At 67.0% G+C, this 17,824-nt stretch carries 15 protein-coding genes; 11 read left to right on the forward strand and 4 right to left on the reverse strand.

What is annotated here, in order from left to right; all coding sequences use genetic code 11:
* The first annotated feature begins 246 nt into the window (after window positions 1-246).
* A complete protein-coding gene (locus AC6LKD_RS20535) occupies window positions 247-1,860 on the forward strand; it encodes an ABC transporter substrate-binding protein (protein WP_013391152.1) in 1,614 nt (537 codons plus the stop codon).
* A 138-nt stretch (window positions 1,861-1,998) separates the two neighbouring features.
* Here AC6LKD_RS20535 and AC6LKD_RS20540 read toward each other — a convergent pair whose 3' ends face one another.
* On the reverse strand, window positions 1,999-2,913 hold the full coding sequence (locus AC6LKD_RS20540; RefSeq protein WP_013391151.1) for a LysR family transcriptional regulator: 915 nt from the start codon (window positions 2,911-2,913) through the stop codon (window positions 1,999-2,001).
* 282 nt (window positions 2,914-3,195) lie between these two features.
* Between AC6LKD_RS20540 and AC6LKD_RS20545 the strand changes: the two genes are divergently transcribed.
* The 10 genes from AC6LKD_RS20545 (at window position 3,196) to dapD (ending at window position 13,945) form a co-directional block, all read left to right on the forward strand.
* Window positions 3,196-4,167, forward strand: a complete 972-nt coding sequence (locus AC6LKD_RS20545; protein WP_013391150.1) for a M14 family metallopeptidase — start codon at window positions 3,196-3,198, stop codon at window positions 4,165-4,167.
* 69 nt (window positions 4,168-4,236) lie between these two features.
* Complete coding sequence (locus AC6LKD_RS20550; protein WP_498117307.1) at window positions 4,237-5,868, forward strand: ABC transporter substrate-binding protein; 1,632 nt, start codon at window positions 4,237-4,239, stop codon at window positions 5,866-5,868.
* Between the two features lie 49 nt (window positions 5,869-5,917).
* Window positions 5,918-6,895 carry an ABC transporter permease gene (locus tag AC6LKD_RS20555; protein WP_013391148.1) on the forward strand — a complete coding sequence of 326 codons (978 nt, stop codon included), beginning with the start codon at window positions 5,918-5,920 and terminating at the stop codon, window positions 6,893-6,895.
* A 6-nt stretch (window positions 6,896-6,901) separates the two neighbouring features.
* Window positions 6,902-7,822, forward strand: a complete 921-nt coding sequence (locus AC6LKD_RS20560; protein ID WP_207468781.1) for an ABC transporter permease — start codon at window positions 6,902-6,904, stop codon at window positions 7,820-7,822.
* Complete coding sequence (locus AC6LKD_RS20565) at window positions 7,819-8,802, forward strand: ABC transporter ATP-binding protein (RefSeq protein WP_207468780.1); 984 nt, start codon at window positions 7,819-7,821, stop codon at window positions 8,800-8,802. The genes AC6LKD_RS20560 and AC6LKD_RS20565 overlap by 4 nt, the downstream gene beginning before the upstream one ends.
* Window positions 8,799-9,809 (forward strand): ABC transporter ATP-binding protein, encoded by a 1,011-nt coding sequence (locus tag AC6LKD_RS20570; RefSeq protein ID WP_013391145.1) that lies wholly within the window; start codon window positions 8,799-8,801, stop codon window positions 9,807-9,809. The genes AC6LKD_RS20565 and AC6LKD_RS20570 overlap by 4 nt, the downstream gene beginning before the upstream one ends.
* Entirely contained in the window at window positions 9,809-10,714 is a 906-nt protein-coding gene (locus tag AC6LKD_RS20575; protein WP_013391144.1) for a prolyl oligopeptidase family serine peptidase, read from the forward strand. Before AC6LKD_RS20570 ends, AC6LKD_RS20575 begins: the two co-directional genes overlap by 1 nt.
* A gap of 39 nt (window positions 10,715-10,753) precedes the next feature.
* The gene (locus AC6LKD_RS20580; RefSeq protein WP_498117308.1) at window positions 10,754-11,884 is read left to right on the forward strand and encodes a M20 family metallopeptidase; all 1,131 of its coding nucleotides are present in this window, start codon (window positions 10,754-10,756) and stop codon (window positions 11,882-11,884) included.
* 7 nt (window positions 11,885-11,891) lie between these two features.
* Window positions 11,892-12,881 carry an autotransporter outer membrane beta-barrel domain-containing protein gene (locus tag AC6LKD_RS20585; RefSeq protein ID WP_492275871.1) on the forward strand — a complete coding sequence of 330 codons (990 nt, stop codon included), beginning with the start codon at window positions 11,892-11,894 and terminating at the stop codon, window positions 12,879-12,881.
* 80 nt (window positions 12,882-12,961) lie between these two features.
* Entirely contained in the window at window positions 12,962-13,945 is a 984-nt protein-coding gene (dapD, locus tag AC6LKD_RS20590) for a 2,3,4,5-tetrahydropyridine-2,6-dicarboxylate N-succinyltransferase (protein ID WP_492275870.1), read from the forward strand.
* Window positions 13,946-13,970: 25 nt separating this feature from the next.
* On the opposite strand, the gene AC6LKD_RS20595 is transcribed toward dapD, so the two are convergent.
* The 3 genes from AC6LKD_RS20595 to AC6LKD_RS20605 all read right to left on the reverse strand — a co-directional run bounded on the left by AC6LKD_RS20595 (window position 13,971) and on the right by AC6LKD_RS20605 (window position 17,748).
* The gene (locus tag AC6LKD_RS20595; RefSeq protein ID WP_013391140.1) at window positions 13,971-14,591 is read right to left on the reverse strand and encodes a hypothetical protein; all 621 of its coding nucleotides are present in this window, start codon (window positions 14,589-14,591) and stop codon (window positions 13,971-13,973) included.
* 136 nt (window positions 14,592-14,727) lie between these two features.
* On the reverse strand, window positions 14,728-15,582 hold the full coding sequence (locus AC6LKD_RS20600; RefSeq protein ID WP_013391139.1) for a class II glutamine amidotransferase: 855 nt from the start codon (window positions 15,580-15,582) through the stop codon (window positions 14,728-14,730).
* 102 nt (window positions 15,583-15,684) lie between these two features.
* Window positions 15,685-17,748 (reverse strand): UvrD-helicase domain-containing protein, encoded by a 2,064-nt coding sequence (locus tag AC6LKD_RS20605; RefSeq protein ID WP_041654782.1) that lies wholly within the window; start codon window positions 17,746-17,748, stop codon window positions 15,685-15,687.
* Between the last annotated feature and the right edge of the window lie 76 nt (window positions 17,749-17,824).

The following is a 17,824-nucleotide window of genomic DNA, read 5'->3' on the forward strand; positions in this document are numbered from 1 at the left end:
GCGCAGGCCTCGAGACGAGGCAGCGCGGCGCGCTCTTTCCCCCTCCCTCTCCGCGTTTTCCCTAGCGCCGCGCTTGCCATTGCGCATTGACAGTGCGCGAAGCCCCTACCGATAATCGGCCCCTTGCCGTCGTGCCCGGCGCCAAAACCCCCTGAGCCCCTTCCAGGCGACGCCGCCCGCGCGGCTGGCGCAGGCCGGTTTACACGCAGGCGCGATCCGGTTCGTTTCCCATCCGGAGTTGTCACCATGAAGTTGCGCACTACCCTGGCCCTTGCGGCCGCCGCCATCCCCTTGGCCGCCGCCCAAGCCCAGACGCTGAAGATCGGCCTGTCGGCCGAACCCACCTCGGCGGATCCCCACTATCACAAGATGACGCAGAACGACGCGTTCTCCGCGCACGTCTACAGTTCGCTGGTGGGCCGTAGCGCCGACATGAAGCTGGTGCCCGCCCTGGCCACCTCCTGGAAGACGCTGGACGACCAGACCTGGGAATTCAAGCTGCGCGACGACGTCAAGTTCTCCAACGGCAAGCCGTTCACGTCCGAAGACGTGCTGTTCACCATCTGCCGCACGCTGAACAACGAAACCAACGTGTCGCAGTCCTACATGGACATGACCAAGCGCATCACCGACGTGCAGACGCCGGACGCGCACACCGTCATCATCAAGACCGGCGAGCCCTTCCCCCTGATGCCCGCCGAACTGGCGCGTTCGCTGCCCATCGTCTGGAACGGCATCGTCGAGCACGGCAAGCTCACGTTCGACCCCAAGAAGGGTTGCGGCGTGACCGGCGCCTGGCCCACGGTGGCCGACTTCAACAACGGCAAGGATGCCATCGGCACCGGCCCGTACACCCTGAAGTCCTACGTCAAGGGCACCGGCATCGAGCTGGTCCGCAATGAGAACTACTGGGGTCCCAAGCCCTACTGGAAGGAAGTGAAGTTCGTGCCGGTGCCGTCCGCCGGCCCGCGCCTGACCGGCCTGCTGTCCGGCGACTTCGACATGATCGAAAACCCGGCCGCCCGCGACCTGCCGCGCCTGAAGGACAACCCCAAGTTCGGTTTCGTCGCCACCCCGTCGACCCGCCTGGTGTTCTTCCAGCCGGACGTGGGCCGCAACCCCAGCCCCTTCGTCAAGAGCGCCGACGGCAAGAACCCGCTGCAGGACCTGCGCGTGCGCAAGGCCATTTCCATGGCCATCGACCGCAAGACCATCACCGCCCGCATCATGGACGGCATGGCGACCCCGGCCTTCCAGTACATGCCCGACGGCATGTTCGGCGCCCTGCCCAAGGCCCCGGAAATCAAGTACGACCCGGAAGGCGCCAAGAAGCTGCTGGCCGAAGCCGGCTACCCGAACGGCTTTGAACTGACGCTGTCGTCCACCAACGACCGCTACGTCAACGACGGCCAGGTGGCGCAAGCCGTGGCCCAGTACCTGGCCCGCGTCGGCATCAAGACCAATGTGGACGCCATGACGGCCTCCATCTACTTCCCTAAGCGCGCCAAGCGCGAGTTCAGCTTCTCGATGGGTGGCTGGCCGGCGGAAACGGGTGAAGCCTCGGCGCTGTTCCAGCTGTGGGTGGCTTCCCTGGATTCCCCCAACAGCCTGGGTACCAGCAACTACGGCGGCTTCAGCAACGCCGACTTCGACAAGGTCTACAAGCAGGCCATCGTGACCGTCGACGCGCCCAAGCGCGAGAAGCTGCTGCAGGAATCCACCCAGATCGCGCTGGACAACGTGCCGCTGATCCCGCTGCACTTCGAAAGCAGCATCTGGGCCTTCCGCAAGGGCATCACCTACGAAGGCCGCCGCGACCAGTACACGCTGGCCACCTCGGTCACGCCCGAAAAGCAATAATCAGGTTCGCCTGAATGAACAAACGGCTGCCTTAGGGCAGCCGTTTTTTTTGCCCGACCGATCCAAGGCAAGAGCCTCTTGGGAGGCAGCAAGCACGCATGGCGTCCGCGGCCTGAGGGTCTTTTCGTTCTTGCCAGGCTATGCCGCCGGCCTGCCCTGCAGCGCATCGTCCAGTTCCCGCGCCAGCAGTTCAACGAAGGCTTCCGCCGCGGGCGGCAGCACCCGCCCGGGCATGACCTGGATCTGCAGGGTGCGCGATTGCAGCTCGGCATTGGAAATCGGCACGGCGACCAGTTCGTCGCGCCGCAGGCTCCAGGCCACCGAGATGTAGCCGCTGAGCATGATGGCGTCCGACCCGAAGACAAAGCCATGCAGCGGCGAGGAATCATTGCAGGTCAGCGCCGGCTCCAGCTGCACCGATTCCAGCGCGCAGCCCATTTCGAAGAGCTGCCGCGTGGTGGTGCCCGGCCCGGTCAAGGCCAGCGGATACTGGCTGAGATCCTGCAGGCTGACGCTGGCGCGGCCCGCCAGCGGATGGTCGGCCGCCATCACCGCATGCACCGGCGCGCGGCGCGAATAGCGCGGGCTGACCCCGCCGATGCGCTCGGCGATGAAGACCATGCCCAGTTCCACGCTGCCTTCGGCCACGCGGCGGCTGACTTCGGCCGGCGACCCCACATAGAGGTCGAAGCGGATGTTGGGCCAATCGCGCCGGAAGCGCGCCATCACCGAGGGCAGGAAGATCCGCGCCACGCCTTCGACGGACGCCACCCGGATCTCGTTGCGCGCGGTGCCCTTGATGGCCGCGATCTCCTGCAGCACGGAATCGGCTTCCAGCATGGTGCGGCGGGCATGCGCCAGCAGCAGCTGGCCCGCTTCGCTCAGCACCATGCCGCGCGCGGCGCGCTCGAACAGCGGCGCCCCCGCCTCCTCCTCCAGCTTGGCGATCTGCCGGCTGATGGCCGACACCGCCACATGCAGGCGCTCGGACGCGCCGCTCAAGCTGCCCGCCTGGGCAACTTCCAGAAAGTACTTCAGGGCAATGCCGTGCATGCCAGCCCCTCGCGGTTCTCAATGAATGGGAATGGGGAACAAGCTTTGCCTTTTCTGCAAAGCTCAAGATAAATATTCTAATTGTAGAGAAAGCAGCCAAGCTCCTAGAATTCGCCCAATACTCGAAGGCGGCGTGCGTCTGATGCGCCCCATATATAAGGGAAAACCCGTGCTAGCAGCCCATTTCAGCGCCCTTCGCGCCGCGGCGCCCGCTCATTCCGGCCGCTAGCCGCCCCCCCAGCGCCATCGCCTATACAATCCCGTCGCTTCATCGGAGTTCCCATGCCTACGTCCGCCCCCGCGTCCATTCCGCGCCCATTTCTACTTGCCTGTCCGAACTTGTCGGCGGAGCGGGCCGGCAATACGGACACCCCGGGGGTCTGGCATTTCGATTCGGGCGTGCCGGGCAAGCATGTCATGCTGAGCGCGCTGATCCACGGCAATGAACTTTGCGGCGCCTGGGCTTTGAAGGACGCGCTGGCGGCGGGCCTGCGGCCGCGCCGGGGCGCGCTGACGCTGGCCTTCTGCAATCTGGCCGCGTTCGACCGCTTCGACCCAGCCAATTACGCGCCCGCGCGCTTCGTCGACGAAGACATGAACCGCGTCTGGAGCGACGATAAGCTCGCCGTGCCCATCAGCCAGGAGCGACGCCGCGCCGCCGAGCTGCGGCCCTGGGTCGAGCAGGCCGACTGGCTGCTGGACTTCCATTCGATGAGCAATTCCGACGTGCCGCTGCAGCTGACCGGCATGGAGCAGCGCAATATCGACCTGGCGCTGGCACTGGGCAATCCCGCCACCATCATCGCCGATGCCGGCCACGCCGCGGGCGTGCGCATGCGCGATTACGGCCGCTTTGGCGAAGCCGGCGACAACGGCACCCGTTCCCTGCTGATCGAATGCGGCTTCCATGGCGCCCCCGAGGCGCGCGGCGTGGCCGTCGACCAGATGGCCCGCTTCCTGCTGGAAGCGGGCGCCGTGGACCGCGGCGATCTGCCGGCGGACTGGTTCGCCCCTGCGGCGTCAGCACAGCGCGCACTGCGCGTGACGCATGCGGTCGCCGCCAAGAGCGCCGATTTCCGCTTCGCCCAACCCTGGAAGGGCCTGGAAACGCTGGCCGCGGCCGGCACCCTGATCGGCTGGTCGGAAGGCGAGCCCGTCGTCACGCCCTATGACGATTGCGTGCTGATCATGCCGTCCACGGCCAATCTGCGGCCCGGCGTGACCGTCGTCCGGCTGGCGCAGCCCATCGCCTGAAGACTCGCGGCGGCCCGCCAAGGACGCCACCCAGCACCACAAGACCAATACAACAAAGGGACAAAATCCATGTCTGCCCAGACGCTCACCCGCAGCATGCTCACGGCCTTCGCCATGGCCGCCTGTACCACCGCGGCCATCGCGCAGGATGCCGCCGGCACCCTGAGGATCGGCCTGTCGTCCGAGCCGACGTCGATGGATCCCCACTACCACCAGGCCACGCCGAACGACGCGATGACCTCGCACATGTTCGAGACGCTGGTGGGGCAGGACGCGAAGATGAACCTGATCCCGCGCCTGGCCACGGCCTGGAAGCCGGTGGACGACACGACCTGGGAATTCACGCTGCGCGACGGCGTCAAGTTCTCCAACGGCCAGCCTTTCACGGCGCAGGACGTGCTGTTCACGTTCTGCCGCGTGGTCAACAACGAGCAGTCCATCAGCAGCTCGTACCCGGCCATCGTGCAGAAGTTCGCCGACGTGCAGGTGCGCGACGGCAACACCCTGGTGATCAAGACGCGCCAGCCCTATCCGCTGCTGCCCAACGACCTGACCCGCATGGGCATGCTGTGGAACGGCATCGCCGAGCACGGCCCGATCAGCTTCGACCTGAAGAACAAGTGCGGCGTCACCGGCGCCTGGCCCACCGTGGCCGACTTCAATACCGGCCGCTCGGTGATCGGCACTGGCGCTTACACCCTGAAGAGCTACGTCAAGGGCACCGCCATCGAACTGACGCGCAATGACGCCTACTGGGGCGCCAAGCCGGCCTGGAAGGACGTGAAGCTGGTGCCGGTGCCGGCCGCCGGCCCGCGCCTGACCGGCCTCCTGGCCGGCGACTTCGACCTGATCGAGAATCCCGCCGCGCGCGACGTGAAGCGCATCTCGGAAACGCCGGGCTTCGGCCACGTCATCACGCCCTCGGTGCGCGTGGTGTACTTCCAGCCCGACGTGGCGCGCAGCCCCAGCCCCGGCGTCAAGGCGGCGGACGGCAAGAACCCGCTGCAGGACGCACGCGTGCGCCGCGCCATGTCGCTGGCCATCGACCGCAAGACCATCGCCGCCCGCATCATGGACGGCGCGGCCACCCCGGCCAACCAGTTCCTGCCGGACGGCATGTTCGGCACCCTGCCCAACCCGCCCGAACTCAAGTACGATCCGGCCGCCGCCAAGAAGCTGCTGGCCGAGGCCGGCTACCCGGACGGCTTCGAGCTGGTGGTCTCGTCCACCAACGACCGCTACATCAACGACGCGCAGATCTCGCAGGCGGTGGCGCAATACCTGTCGCGCGTGGGCATCAAGACCACGGTCGACACCATGACGCGCTCGGTCTACTTCCCCAAGCGCGCCAAGCGCGAGTTCAGCTTCGCCATGGGCGGCTGGTCGTCGGAAACCGGCGAGGCCTCGTCGTTCCTGCAATACTGGGTCAGCGCGTTCGACAAGGAACACGGCCTGGGCACCAGCAACTACGGCGGCTATGACAACCCTGAGTTCGACCGCGTGTTCAAGCGCGCGCTGGTCACCGTGGACCCGGCCACGCGCGAAAAACTGCTGCAGGAATCGCTGACGCTGGCGTTGGCCGACCTGCCCAGCATTCCCCTGCATTTCGAAAGCAGCATCTGGGCGTTCCGCAAGGGACTGACCTACGAAGGCCGCGCCGACCAGTACACCCTGGCCATGTCGGCCAAGCCCGCCAAGTAAGCCCCTACGCGGCGCCCGCAACCCCTGAGCCCACCAAGGAAATCATCTCGTGGCCTTGTTCATCCTACGCAGACTGATACAGAGTCTGTTCGTGCTGCTGGCCGTATCGGTCGTGGTCTTCTTCGCGGTCTATGCCGTGGGCGATCCGATCGAACTGCTGGTCAGCCCCGAAGCCAGCCAGGCCGCGCGCGAGGCGATGATCGCCCGCCTGGGCCTGGACCTGCCGGTATGGCAGCAATACACAGGATTCCTGTGGCGCGCGCTGCACGGCGACCTGGGCACCTCCTTCGTGCACGGCATCCCAGCCATCGAACTGATCGTGCAGCGCATCCCCGCGACGTTCGAACTGGTGGTCGTGGCCATCATGCTGACCTGTGTGTTCGGCATTCCGCTGGGGCTGATCGCGGGCCTGTACCGCGACCAGCCGCTGGGCCGCGGCATCATGGCGTCCTCGGTGCTGGGCTTTTCGCTGCCGAACTTCTGGCAGGGCATGATGCTGATCCTGCTGTTCGCGGTATGGCTGGGCTGGCTGCCCGCAACCGGCCGCGGCGATACGGTCACGGTGTTGGGCGTGCCCCTGTCGATCCTCACGGCTGACGGCTGGTCGCACCTGATCATGCCGGCCATCAACCTGGCGCTGGCCAACATCGCCCTGGTGCTGCGCCTGACCGCCTCCGGCGTGGTCGAAGCCCGCAGCCAGGACTACGTGAAGTTCGCGCGCGCCAAGGGCGTCAAGCCCGGCCGCATCGTGCGCCGCCACATTCTGCGCAACATCCTGATCCCCGTGGTCACCGTGATCGGCATGGAATTTGGCACCCTCATTGCCTACTCCACCATCACCGAAACCGTGTTCGCCTGGCCCGGCATGGGCAAGCTGCTGATCGACAGCGTCTACCAGCTGGACCGCCCGGTGGTGGTGGCCTACGTGATGCTGGTCACCCTGATCTTCGTGATCATCAACCTGGTTGTGGACATCCTGTACGCCACGCTCGACCCGCGCGTGCAGCTCGTGACTCCCGCTCAATAATCCGCCATGGCTCAAACTCCCAATTCCGGCCGCACCCGCACCGTCCAGCCCCTGGCTGAGACGCCGCAGCGCGCCTCCATCCTGAAGAAACTGCACGCGCGCCCGACGCTGCGCGGCTCCGTGATCGCACTGGCCATCCTGATCGTGCTGGTGGTCTTCGCGCCCTACTTCGCGCCGCAGAACCCTTACGACCTCGCCAACCTTTCGCTGATGGACGGCCGCCTGGCGCCGCGCCAGGCGCTGATGGACGGCAGCATCGCCTGGCTGGGCACCGACGACCAGGGCCGCGACATGCTCAGCGCCATCCTGTATGGCCTGCGCATCAGCCTGATGGTGGGCTTGTCCGCCGTGGTGCTGGCCACCGCCGTGGGCGGCGCCATCGGCCTGGTGGCCGCCTATGTCGGCGGTGTGGTCGACACGGTGCTGATGCGCATCGTCGACTTCATCCTGGGCTTTCCGACCATCCTGGTAGCGCTGGTGCTGCTGGTGGTGCTGGGGCGCGGGGTCGACAAGGTGATCCTGGCTTTGGTGCTGGTGCAGTGGGGACACTATGCGCGCATCATGCGCAGCCGCGCCCTGCAGGAACGCCGCAAGGAATACGTCGAAGCCGCCGCCAACCTGGGCTACCCGGCCTGGCGCATCATGCTGTTCCATCTGCTGCCCAACTGCCTGGGCCCCGTCATGGTGTTCGCCACCATCCAGATCGCGACCGCAATCGCCCTGGAAGCCACGCTGTCGTTCCTGGGTGTGGGCGTGCCCATTACCGAACCCTCGCTGGGCCTGCTGATTTCCAACGGCTTCCAGTACCTGCTGTCGGGCGACTACTGGATCAGCCTGTTCCCGGGCATCGCACTGTTGGTGCTGATCCTCTCTATTAATATCGTGGGCGACCGCCTGCGCGAAAGCCTGGACCCGCGACGAGCATGAGCGAAATACTCTTAGACGTGCGCGGCCTGCGCACCGCATTCCATACCGAAGCCGGCGCCTGGCTGGCGGTCGACGGCGTCGACCTGACCGTACGCCGCGGCGAGATCGTCGGCTTGGTCGGCGAATCGGGCTCCGGCAAATCCGTCACCGGCTTCTCGCTGCTGGGCCTGATCGATCCGCCCGGAGAAGTGGTGGACGGCGAAGTGAAGTTCAAGGGCACGGACCTGCGCAAGCTGAGCGAAGAGCAGATGCGCCAGCTGCGCGGCAACCGCATCGCCATGATCTTCCAGGATCCCCTGATGACGCTCAATCCGGTGCTGCGCATCGGCGAGCAGATGATGGAAGCCATCCTGACCCACGAAGACGTGCCGCGCGCCGAAGCCGAAGAGCGCTGCCGCGAGGCGCTGGCCATGGTCGGCATTCCTTCGCCCGAAAAGCGCCTGAAGAGCTACCCGCACGAATTCTCGGGCGGCATGCGCCAGCGCGTGGCGATCGCGATCGCCATGCTGAACAAGCCCGACCTGATCATCTGCGACGAGCCGACCACGGCGCTGGACGTCACCATCCAGGGCCAGATCCTCTATCGCATGCAGGAGATCTGCCGCGAGCACAACACGGCGCTCATCTGGATCACCCACGACCTGGGCGTGGTGGCCGAACTGGCCGACCGCGTGGCCGTGATGTACGCCGGCCGCATCGTCGAAAGCGGTCCCGTCGAGCAAGTGCTGGACGCGCCCCGCCACCCCTACACCAAGGGCTTGCTGGATTCCATGCCCGGCGCCACCCAACCCGGCGCGCGCCTGCACCAGATCAACGGCATGGCGCCCAGCCTGGCCGGCCGCCCCTCGGGCTGTCCGTTCCGCCCGCGCTGTACCAGCGCGGTCACGCGCTGCACCGAGCAAGCCCCCACCGTCACCACCGAAGGCGCGCGCAACTACCGCTGCTACGTGCCGATTACCCGCGAGGCCCAGCCGGTATGAGCCAAGCCGATACTCCCGTCATCGAGCTCAAGAACGTCCACAAGCGCTTCGAGCAGCGGCCCGACCTGGCCCAGCGCATCCTGGCCCTGACCGGCCGTCCCATCGACCGCCGCACCGTGTATGCGGTCAACGGCGTGGACCTGTCCATCAAGCGCGGCGAAGTCGTCGGCCTGGTCGGCGAGTCCGGCTGCGGCAAGTCGACGCTGGGCCGCGTCGTCGCCGGCCTGCACGGCCAGACCGAAGGCCAGCTGCTGTACCAGGGCCAGGAAGCCCGCCGCCTGCGCGGCGCCGACAAGCTGGCCTATACGCTGGGCGTGCAGATGATTTTCCAGGATCCGCAAGCCTCGCTGAACCCGCGCCAGCGCCTGCGCCAGATCCTGGGCGAATCGCTCAAGGTCCACAAGCTGGCGCCCGCCGCGCAGATTCCCGCGCGCATCGACCAGGCGCTCAAGGAAGTCGGCCTGGACCCTGAATACCGCGACCGCTTCCCGCACCAGATCTCGGGCGGCCAGCGCCAGCGCATCGGCATCGCCCGCGCGCTGATGGTGGCGCCGAAATTCCTGGTCTGCGACGAGCCCGTGGCCGCGCTGGACGTGTCGATCCAGGCGCAGGTGATCAACCTGTTCATGGATCTGCGCGAACAGCACGGCTTCACCTACCTGTTCATCAGCCACGACCTGGGCGTGGTCAAGCACATCTCGGACCGCGTGGCGATCATGTACCTGGGCAAGATCGTGGAAATCTCCACGTCGGCCGAGATCTTCGCGCGCGCCAATCACCCCTACACCCAGGCCCTGATGGCCGAAGTGCCGGACGTGGGCCGCCGCGGCCGCAAGTTCACGCCGATCAAAGGCGAGATCCCGTCGCCGCTGAATCCGCCGCCGGGCTGTACCTTCAATCCCCGCTGCCCCCACGCCATGCCGCGCTGCCGCGAGCAGGCGCCGGTCCTGAAAGAAATCTCCGCGGGCCACTGGTCGGCCTGCCACCTGAATGAGGCGAACGCCTGATGAAACCCTCCGAGATGTCCAACGTCGACCGCATCGCCATCGAGCTCGGTCATGCCGGCCGCAACGCCATCCTGTATGTGGACGAGGACCGCAATTCCGACCGTCCCTTCAAGCTGCAGACCTACCGCCCCTACGGCTACACGCCGGACCGCCCGGTGGTCATCGTGCAGCACGGCGTGCTGCGCAACGGCGACGAGTACCGCGATTTCTGGGTCGAAGCGGCCGACAAGCACAAGCTGCTGATCGTGGCGCTGACCTTCTCCAACGAGATCTGGCCCGGCGTGGAAAGCTACAACAACGGCCGCGTGTTCTCGGCCGGCGGCAATCCGCGCCACATCGACGGCTGGACCTACGCGCTGGTGGGCAACGTGATCAAGGACCTGATCGCCGGTGAAATCACCGACGGCCAGAACATCTACCTGTTCGGCCACTCCGCGGGCGGCCAGTTCGTCCACCGCCTGATGAGCAGCCAGTCGCACGCGCCCTTCAAGGCCGTGGCCGCCGGCAACCCGGGCTGGTACACGCTGCCGACCTTCGACCATCCCTTCCCCGAAGGCATGGACGGAGTCGGCCTGACCGAAGAGCACCTGGTCAAGCTGCTGGCCTATCCCATGACCATCCTGGCCGGCGACCAGGACATCGCCACCGACGACCCCAACCTGCCGTCCGAGCCCGCCGCCATGCGCCAAGGCCCGCACCGCTTTGCGCGCGCGCAGAACTACTTCGAGTTCGGCCGCAAGGAAGCCGAGCGCCGCGGCGTGCCGTTCGGCTGGACGCTGCAAGTCGTGCCCGGCATCGGCCATGACGGCCGCGCCATGTCGGCCGTGTGCGCCAGCCTCTGGTTCGACGGCAAGATGCCCGACGACGCCGAGCTGGCCCGCCTGGCCGGCCAGCAGGTCGCCTGAACGCTCCCATTTTTTTCGTTGCAGATATCCGTTACCGCCATGTCCAACACCCAGAGCACTGAACAGATCGTCGCCGGCATCAAGAGCTGGCTGCAATGCGAATCGCCTTCCAACTTTCCCGAAGGCATTGCCGCCATGGCGCGCATCATCGCCGACTACGCCGCCGCCGCCGGCCTGACGGTCGAGCTGTCGTCGCTGGGCCCGACCACGGGTCCGCTGCTGTACGCGACCAACCGCGCCCCCGGCGACACGCGCCCCGGCATCCTGATCCTGGCGCACATGGACACGGTGCATCCGGTAGGCACGTTGCTCGAAAACCCCGTACGCATCGAAGGCGACCGTCTCTACGGCCCGGGCGGCTATGACATGAAGGCCGGCATCTACCTGGCGCTGTCAGCCCTGTCCGGCCTGGCGCGCCCCGGCGCGACCCAGCTGCCGGTGGACTTCCTGGTGGTGCCCGACGAAGAAACCGGCAGCCACGCCTCGCGTACGCACATCGAACGCTTCGCCGCCAACGCCAAGTACGCGCTGGTCTGCGAACCGGCTCGCCCCAATGGCGGCAAGTGCGTCACGGCCCGCAAGGGCACCGGCATGCTGAACCTGAACGTCAAGGGCCGCCCGGCCCACGCCGGCATGCAGCATGAGAAGGGCCGCAGCGCCATCCGCGAAATGGCCCACCAGGTGCTGGCGCTGGAAGCCATGACCGACTACGAGCGCGGCATCACCGTCAGCGTCGGCACCATCGCCGGCGGCACCGTGACCAACACCGTGCCGGCGCTGTGCCGCTGCGTGGTCGACTTCCGCGTGCCCGACATGGGCGCCGCCGAAGACGTGCTGCGCCGCATGCGCGAGCTGTGCGCCGTGGGTCCGGACGTCGAACTGGACATCGACGTGGAACTGAACCGCCCGCCCATGGTGAAGACCGAAGCCGCCGCCGACCTGCTGGCTCTGGTGCAGGGCTACGCCGAACGCGCCGGCTTCCTGCTGGAAGACGCGCCCATGACGGGCGGCGGCAGCGACGCCAACTTCACGTCCGCCATGGGCATCCCCACGCTGGACGGCCTGGGCGCCGATGGCGACGGCGCGCACACCTTGAACGAGCACATCCTGATTTCGACGCTGGAACAGCGCATGAAATTCTGGGAACTGCTGCTGAAAGAACTGGCGTAAGCAGCCCTTGCCGCCACCGATAGCCGTCCGCCGGCAGTTGCTGGCGCGGGCGTTCGCCGCGCATGCCGTGTTTGCGGCGGGCGCGGCGCACGCGCACGCCGGACAGACCCGCGACTTGCTGGCCGACCGGCCGGCCAGTCCCGCGCCGGCCCAGCCGGGCTGGCTCGTCGCCGTCGACAATTGGCAGATGCTGGAGGGCGGCGCCAATGTGGCCCGCATCAAGCAGCGCACCACCGGCGTGTACGGCGGCGGCGAGTTCGAAGCGGGCGCCGGCTGGCGGCTGGGCGGCGCGCTGGGCGCCACCCGCAGCCGAGTCAACATCGACGCAGCCGACGCCCGGCTGGACGTCTACAGCTATACCGCGGGGGCCTACGGCAAGAAGTCGTTCAGCGCCGGCCCCGGCAAGCTGAACCTGCTGGCGGCCGCTTCCTACTCCTGGCACGACATCGACACCCGCCGGCATTTCGAGATGCCCGGGATTCCCCGCCAGACACTGACCGCCGACTTCAGCGCCTACACCGCACAGGTCTTCTCGGAACTCGGCTACGAGCTGGCGCTGTCGCCAGGCGCCACCCTTGAGCCATTCGCAGGCGTGGCCGTGCGCAACGTGCGCACCCGCAGCTTCAGCGAGTCGGGCGGTTCCACCGCGCTCTCGGCCGACGCGGGACGCATCCGGCAAACCACGACCACACTGGGCCTGCGCGGCCAGACCGGCTTCGCGCTCGGCCCCACCATGGGTCGGCTGCATGCGACGCTGGGCTGGCGCCGGGCCTTCGGCGACGTGCAGCCGGAAACGACCCTGGTCCTGGACGGCGGCAGCGTGCTGACCGTGGCCGGCGCGCCCATCGCCCAGTCCGCGGCGCTGGCGGGCCTGGGCCTGGAAGTCGCCGTGTCGCGCTCGGCCGTCATCGGCCTGGCCTACGGCGGCCAGTATGGCGGCGGCAACCGCGAACACACGGGCTCGCTGAGCTTGCGCTGGGCCTTCGGCAGTCTCTGAAAACTGCGGCCCGGCGCCCCCGCCATCCGTCCCTTTCGTCTTAGAATTACGCACTCAGACCGCGCATTTTCTCTTTCATCATGGCCGATTCCCCCACGCCCCTCAGCGCCATCGCCTATGGCGTCGCCACGCTGGCCGCCGACGGCGCCATCCTGGACACCTGGTATCCGCGCCCCTCGCTGGCCGACAACTCGCCGGCCACCGGCACCCGCCACCTGTCGCCCGAGGAAGCCCGCGCCGCGCTGGGCGAACACGTGCCCACCGCCCTGATCCGCGACACCCGCCGCAAGGTGGACATCGTCGCGGTACGCACCGCGATCGCGTCGCTCGACGAACCGCCGGTCGACGCGCACGACGCCTACCTGCGCCTGCACCTGCTCAGCCACCGGCTGATCCGTCCGCACGACACCAATCTCGATGGCCTGTTCAATGTGCTGGCCAACGTCGCCTGGACCTCGGCCGGGCCCTGCGCGGTAGACCAGGTGGACTCGCTGCGCTGGCACTTGCGCGCATCGGGGCAGATCCTGGAGATCCGCGGCGTGGACAAGATCCCCCGCATGACCGATTACGTGATGCCCGCCGGCGTGCGCATCGCCGACACCGCGCGCGTGCGGCTGGGCGCGCATCTGTCGCCCGGCACCACGGTGCTGCATGAAGGTTTCTGCAATTTCAACGCCGGCACGCTGGGCGCGTCCATGGTCGAAGGCCGCATCAGCGCGGGCGTCATCGTCGATGACGGCAGCGATATCGGTGGCGGCGCGTCCATCATGGGCACCATGTCAGGCGGCGGCAAGCAGGTGGTGTCCATCGGCAAGCGCTGCCTGCTGGGCGCCAACTCGGGCATAGGCATTTCGCTGGGCGACGACTGCGTGGTGGAGGCCGGCTGCTACATCACCGCCGGCACGCGCGTGCTGACCCCCGAAGGCGCAGTGGTCAAGGCCACTTCGCTGGCGGGCCAGCAAGGCCTGCTGTTCCGCCGCAACTCGCAGACCGGCGCCGTGGAGTGCCTGGTGCGCACCGCCGCCTGGGGCACCCTGAACCCCGATCTGCACACGGGGCATTGACCGGGCGCCGCGCAAGCGGCCCTGCTCAGGCGTATTCCGCCGTCCGGCCCAATTGGTCGTAGACCAAGTTCACGAACAGGTCCGAACTCAGCACGTCTGCGGCCAGGCACGAAAACACGGTCTCGCCGTTTTCGTCCTGCAGGCTGATCGTCTCGGTCCATTGGTTCAGGTCGATGCGCTTGAGCGATTCGTACGGCCATGTAGCGCCGCCGATATGCAGGCCCTCGGCCGACAAAGCCAGCTCCTGCGTCTGCAGGTCCGGGAAATTGCCGCTCTGGACGTAGCGGAACGCGACTCGCGCGCCGTCCGCGATCTTCTCTTCCAGCACGGGCAGGCGCTGCGCCACGTAGCGCGCGCGGAATGCGTCCATCAGCTTGTTGAATTCACCGACCTCGGCGGGCACCAGAGTCCAAGGCTGCGCCGAACCGGTGCGGTAGGCAAAATGATTGATCGGGCCAGGGCCGTCGTCCGGCCCGGAGGCGAACAGGAACAGGTCCTGGATGTCCGCGAAGGCGGTGTAGATGCGCACGTCGCCTTGCCGGCAGACAACGCCGTGCTCGTGCAGTTCAAAACAATCCGGGGTGCTCCCCGTGTGGTTAAACACCGCCAGCGCGACAGAGGCTTGCGGGGTTTTGCTATCGGTCATGCAACTTCCTTATTGGAATTAGGGTGCTTTCGCGGCCCAGGACGTCGCAAAGTCATGCGATCCGTATTCTCCCTTATATAGGAGATACGTGCTTGATGACCCCGTTTTCCAGGTATTCCGGCCTGCCCGGCTGTAGTCACGCCCCCGGCGGCACCGGCGCGAACCGATAGTGCGCCACCGTGCCGCCGCCCGCGATGATGGCGGTGGATTCGGGCACTTCCTCCCAGGCGCCGGGCATTTCGGTCAAGGGTTCCGACAACAGCAGGAAGGCGTCATCGTCCAGCGCCGCGATCTGCGGGTTGTCGGGATACAGCTGGCGCAAATGGCGCACGCAGGTGTTGTGGAACAGCGTGCGCGAGTCCGCCTCGCTGGAATAGCGCACCGCGATCAGGCGCTGGCCGTCCAGCGCGCAGACCGTCATGTTGATGGGCTGCGCCACGCCATGCCGCCTGCCGGTCTCTTCCACCGCGCCCACCATGCGGGCCAGCGCCGTCAGCGGATCTTCGTCCAGGCCGAAGCTGAGCGCCAGCAGGAACATCACCTCGGAATCCGTCGACCCTTCCAGCGAGCCGAAGTACGCAGGCGCGATCATCAGCATCAGGTCGCGCCGGAGCAGCGGATAGTCGCGGATGACGCCGTTGTGGACGAACAGCCATTGGCCGTGACGGAACGGATGGCAGTTGGTTTCCTGGGCGGGCGTGTCGGTGGCGGCGCGGATATGCGCCACGAACAGCGGCGCGTGGATCGCGCGCGCCGCTTCTCGCAGATTGCGGTCGTTCCAGGCCGGATGGACGCTGCGGTAGCGGAATGGCGGCTCCAGCGGTTGGCCTTCGCGCTGGCGGCTGTACCAGCCCAGGCCGAAGCCATCGCCATTGGTAGTGGTGGCGCCCAGACGCGAGTGCAGGCTCTGGTCGATCAGAGAGTGCTTGGCCTTGAACAGCACGCTCTCCATCTGTATTGGACTACCGGTATAAGCCAGCCAGCGACACATGGCGCGCTCCTTCGATCCGCGGGGTTGCCGCCCCGGACCGCGGGACGGGCGCAGTCCAGTGTAGGAGCAGCCCGCGGCTTTTCACAAGCCGCTGCCCCGCCCCTATTTCTTCAGCAGCGCCTTGAGCATGGCCATGCGTTCCTTGGGGTTCATCGCGGCGGTGGCCTCGTCTTCCTGCACGCGCACGTCGCCCAGGCCCATTTCCTCGATGAAGCGCGAAGGCTCGCGCACCAGGTCCTCGCGCGCGCGGCGGCGGCGCTTGCACCAGCTCAGGTTCAGGCTGCGCTGCGCGCGCGTGATGCCCACGTACATCAGCCTGCGCTCCTCCTGGATGCGCGAGGCCAGGTTCTCGGCCGCGCGCGCCGGATCGCCGACTTCGTCGTCCTTGCCCAGGTGAGGCAGCAGGCCCTCTTCCACGCCCGCCAGGTATACGTGCGGATACTCCAGGCCCTTGGACGCGTGCAGCGTGGACATCTTCACCGCGTCGGGTTCTTCTTCCTCGCCGCGCTCCAGCATGGTGACCAGCGCCACGTGCTGCACCAGGTCGAAGAGCGTCATGTTGTCCTCTTCGGCCTTGCGCTTGAGCCAGCCCGTCAGCTCCAGCACGTTCTGCCAGCGCGTCTGCGCGGGCCGTTCCTCGAACAGCTCGTACAGATAGCGCTCGTACTGGATGGCCTCCAGCAGATCGTCCAGCAGCACGCCCGCGGGTTCGGCGGGCGCAGCGTCCTTGCCCGAGGCCGCGCCGCGACCGGCGCGCCATTGCATGCGGCGGATGAACTCGGTGAAGGTGCGCAGCGGTTCCAGCTGGCGCGGCGCCAACTGGCTTTCCAGGCCGGTCTCGGCGACCGCCGCCAGCAGGGACAGCTCGCGGCTGGCGGCGTACTGGCCCAGCGTCTGCAAGGTGGCCTGGCCGATGCCGCGCTTGGGCGTGGTGGCCGCGCGGATGAAGGCCGGATCGTCTTCGTCATTGGCCAGGATGCGCAGATAGGCCAGCACGTCGCGCACTTCGGTCTTGTCGAAAAAACTCTGCCCGCCCGAGATCGTGTACGGAATCTTCAGGTTGCGCAGCGCCTGCTCCAGGATGCGCGACTGATGGTTGCTGCGGTACAGGATGGCGAAGTCCTTCCATTGCGCCTGGCGCTCGAAGCGCGAAGCCGACACCTTCATGGCGATGGATTCCGCCTCCTGTTCCTCGCCGTCCATGGCCGACACCAGGATGGGCTCGCCCACGCCCAGATCGGACCAGAGTTTCTTGTCGAACAGCTTGGGATTCTTTTCGATCACCTGGTTCGCCGCCGCCAGGATGCGCTGCACCGAACGGTAGTTCTGCTCCAGCTTGATCAGCTTGATGTTGGGGTAGTCGGTGGTCAGCTTGGCCAGGTTTTCGATGGTGGCGCCGCGCCAGGCGTAGATTGCCTGGTCGTCGTCGCCCACCGCCGTGAACATGGCGCGCGAGCCCGTCAGCAACTGCACCAGGCGGTACTGACAGACGTTGGTGTCCTGGTATTCGTCCACCAGCAGGTAGCGCACGCGGTTCTGCCAGCGCGTGCGCACTTCTTCATTGTTGGCCAGCAGCAGCGCCGGGATGCGGATCAGGTCGTCGAAGTCCACCGCCTGGTAGGCGGCCAGCGTGGCCGCGTAGCTGCGGTAGACGTTGGCCGCTTCCACGTCCGCCGGCGTGATGGCCTCGCGCGCGGCGTCGTCCGGCTCCATCAGCCCGTTCTTCCACAGCGAGATGATGCCCTGCACGTGGCGCAGCCGGCCCTTGTCGGTGGTGTTCAGCAGTTCCTGGATGATGGCCATGGCATCGTCGGCGTCCAGGATGGAGAAGGTCGGTTTCAGGCCCGCGTTGCGCGCTTCCTCGCGCAGCATCTTCACGCCCAGCGAATGGAAAGTGCTGATGATCAAGCCCTTGGACAGCTTGCGGTCCACCAAGGTCTTGACGCGCTCGTCCATCTCGCGCGCGGCCTTGTTGGTGAAGGTCAGCGCCACCACGTTGCGGCCCATGTAGCCGCACTCGCGCAGCAGGTACGCGATCTTCTGCGTGATCACGCGGGTCTTGCCGCTGCCGGCGCCGGCCAGCACCAGGCAGGGGCCGTCCAGGTACAGCACCGCTTCGCGTTGAGCGGGATTCATGCCTTGGGCTATAGGTTCGCTGGCGGACATTTGAGTCAGGTGATCATGCATCGCGGCGGCCGCATTGAAGATGCGGCCGGCAAGCACGGGGCTTGCGGCCGCCCGT

The organism is Achromobacter sp. D7-1 (assembly GCF_059760445.1).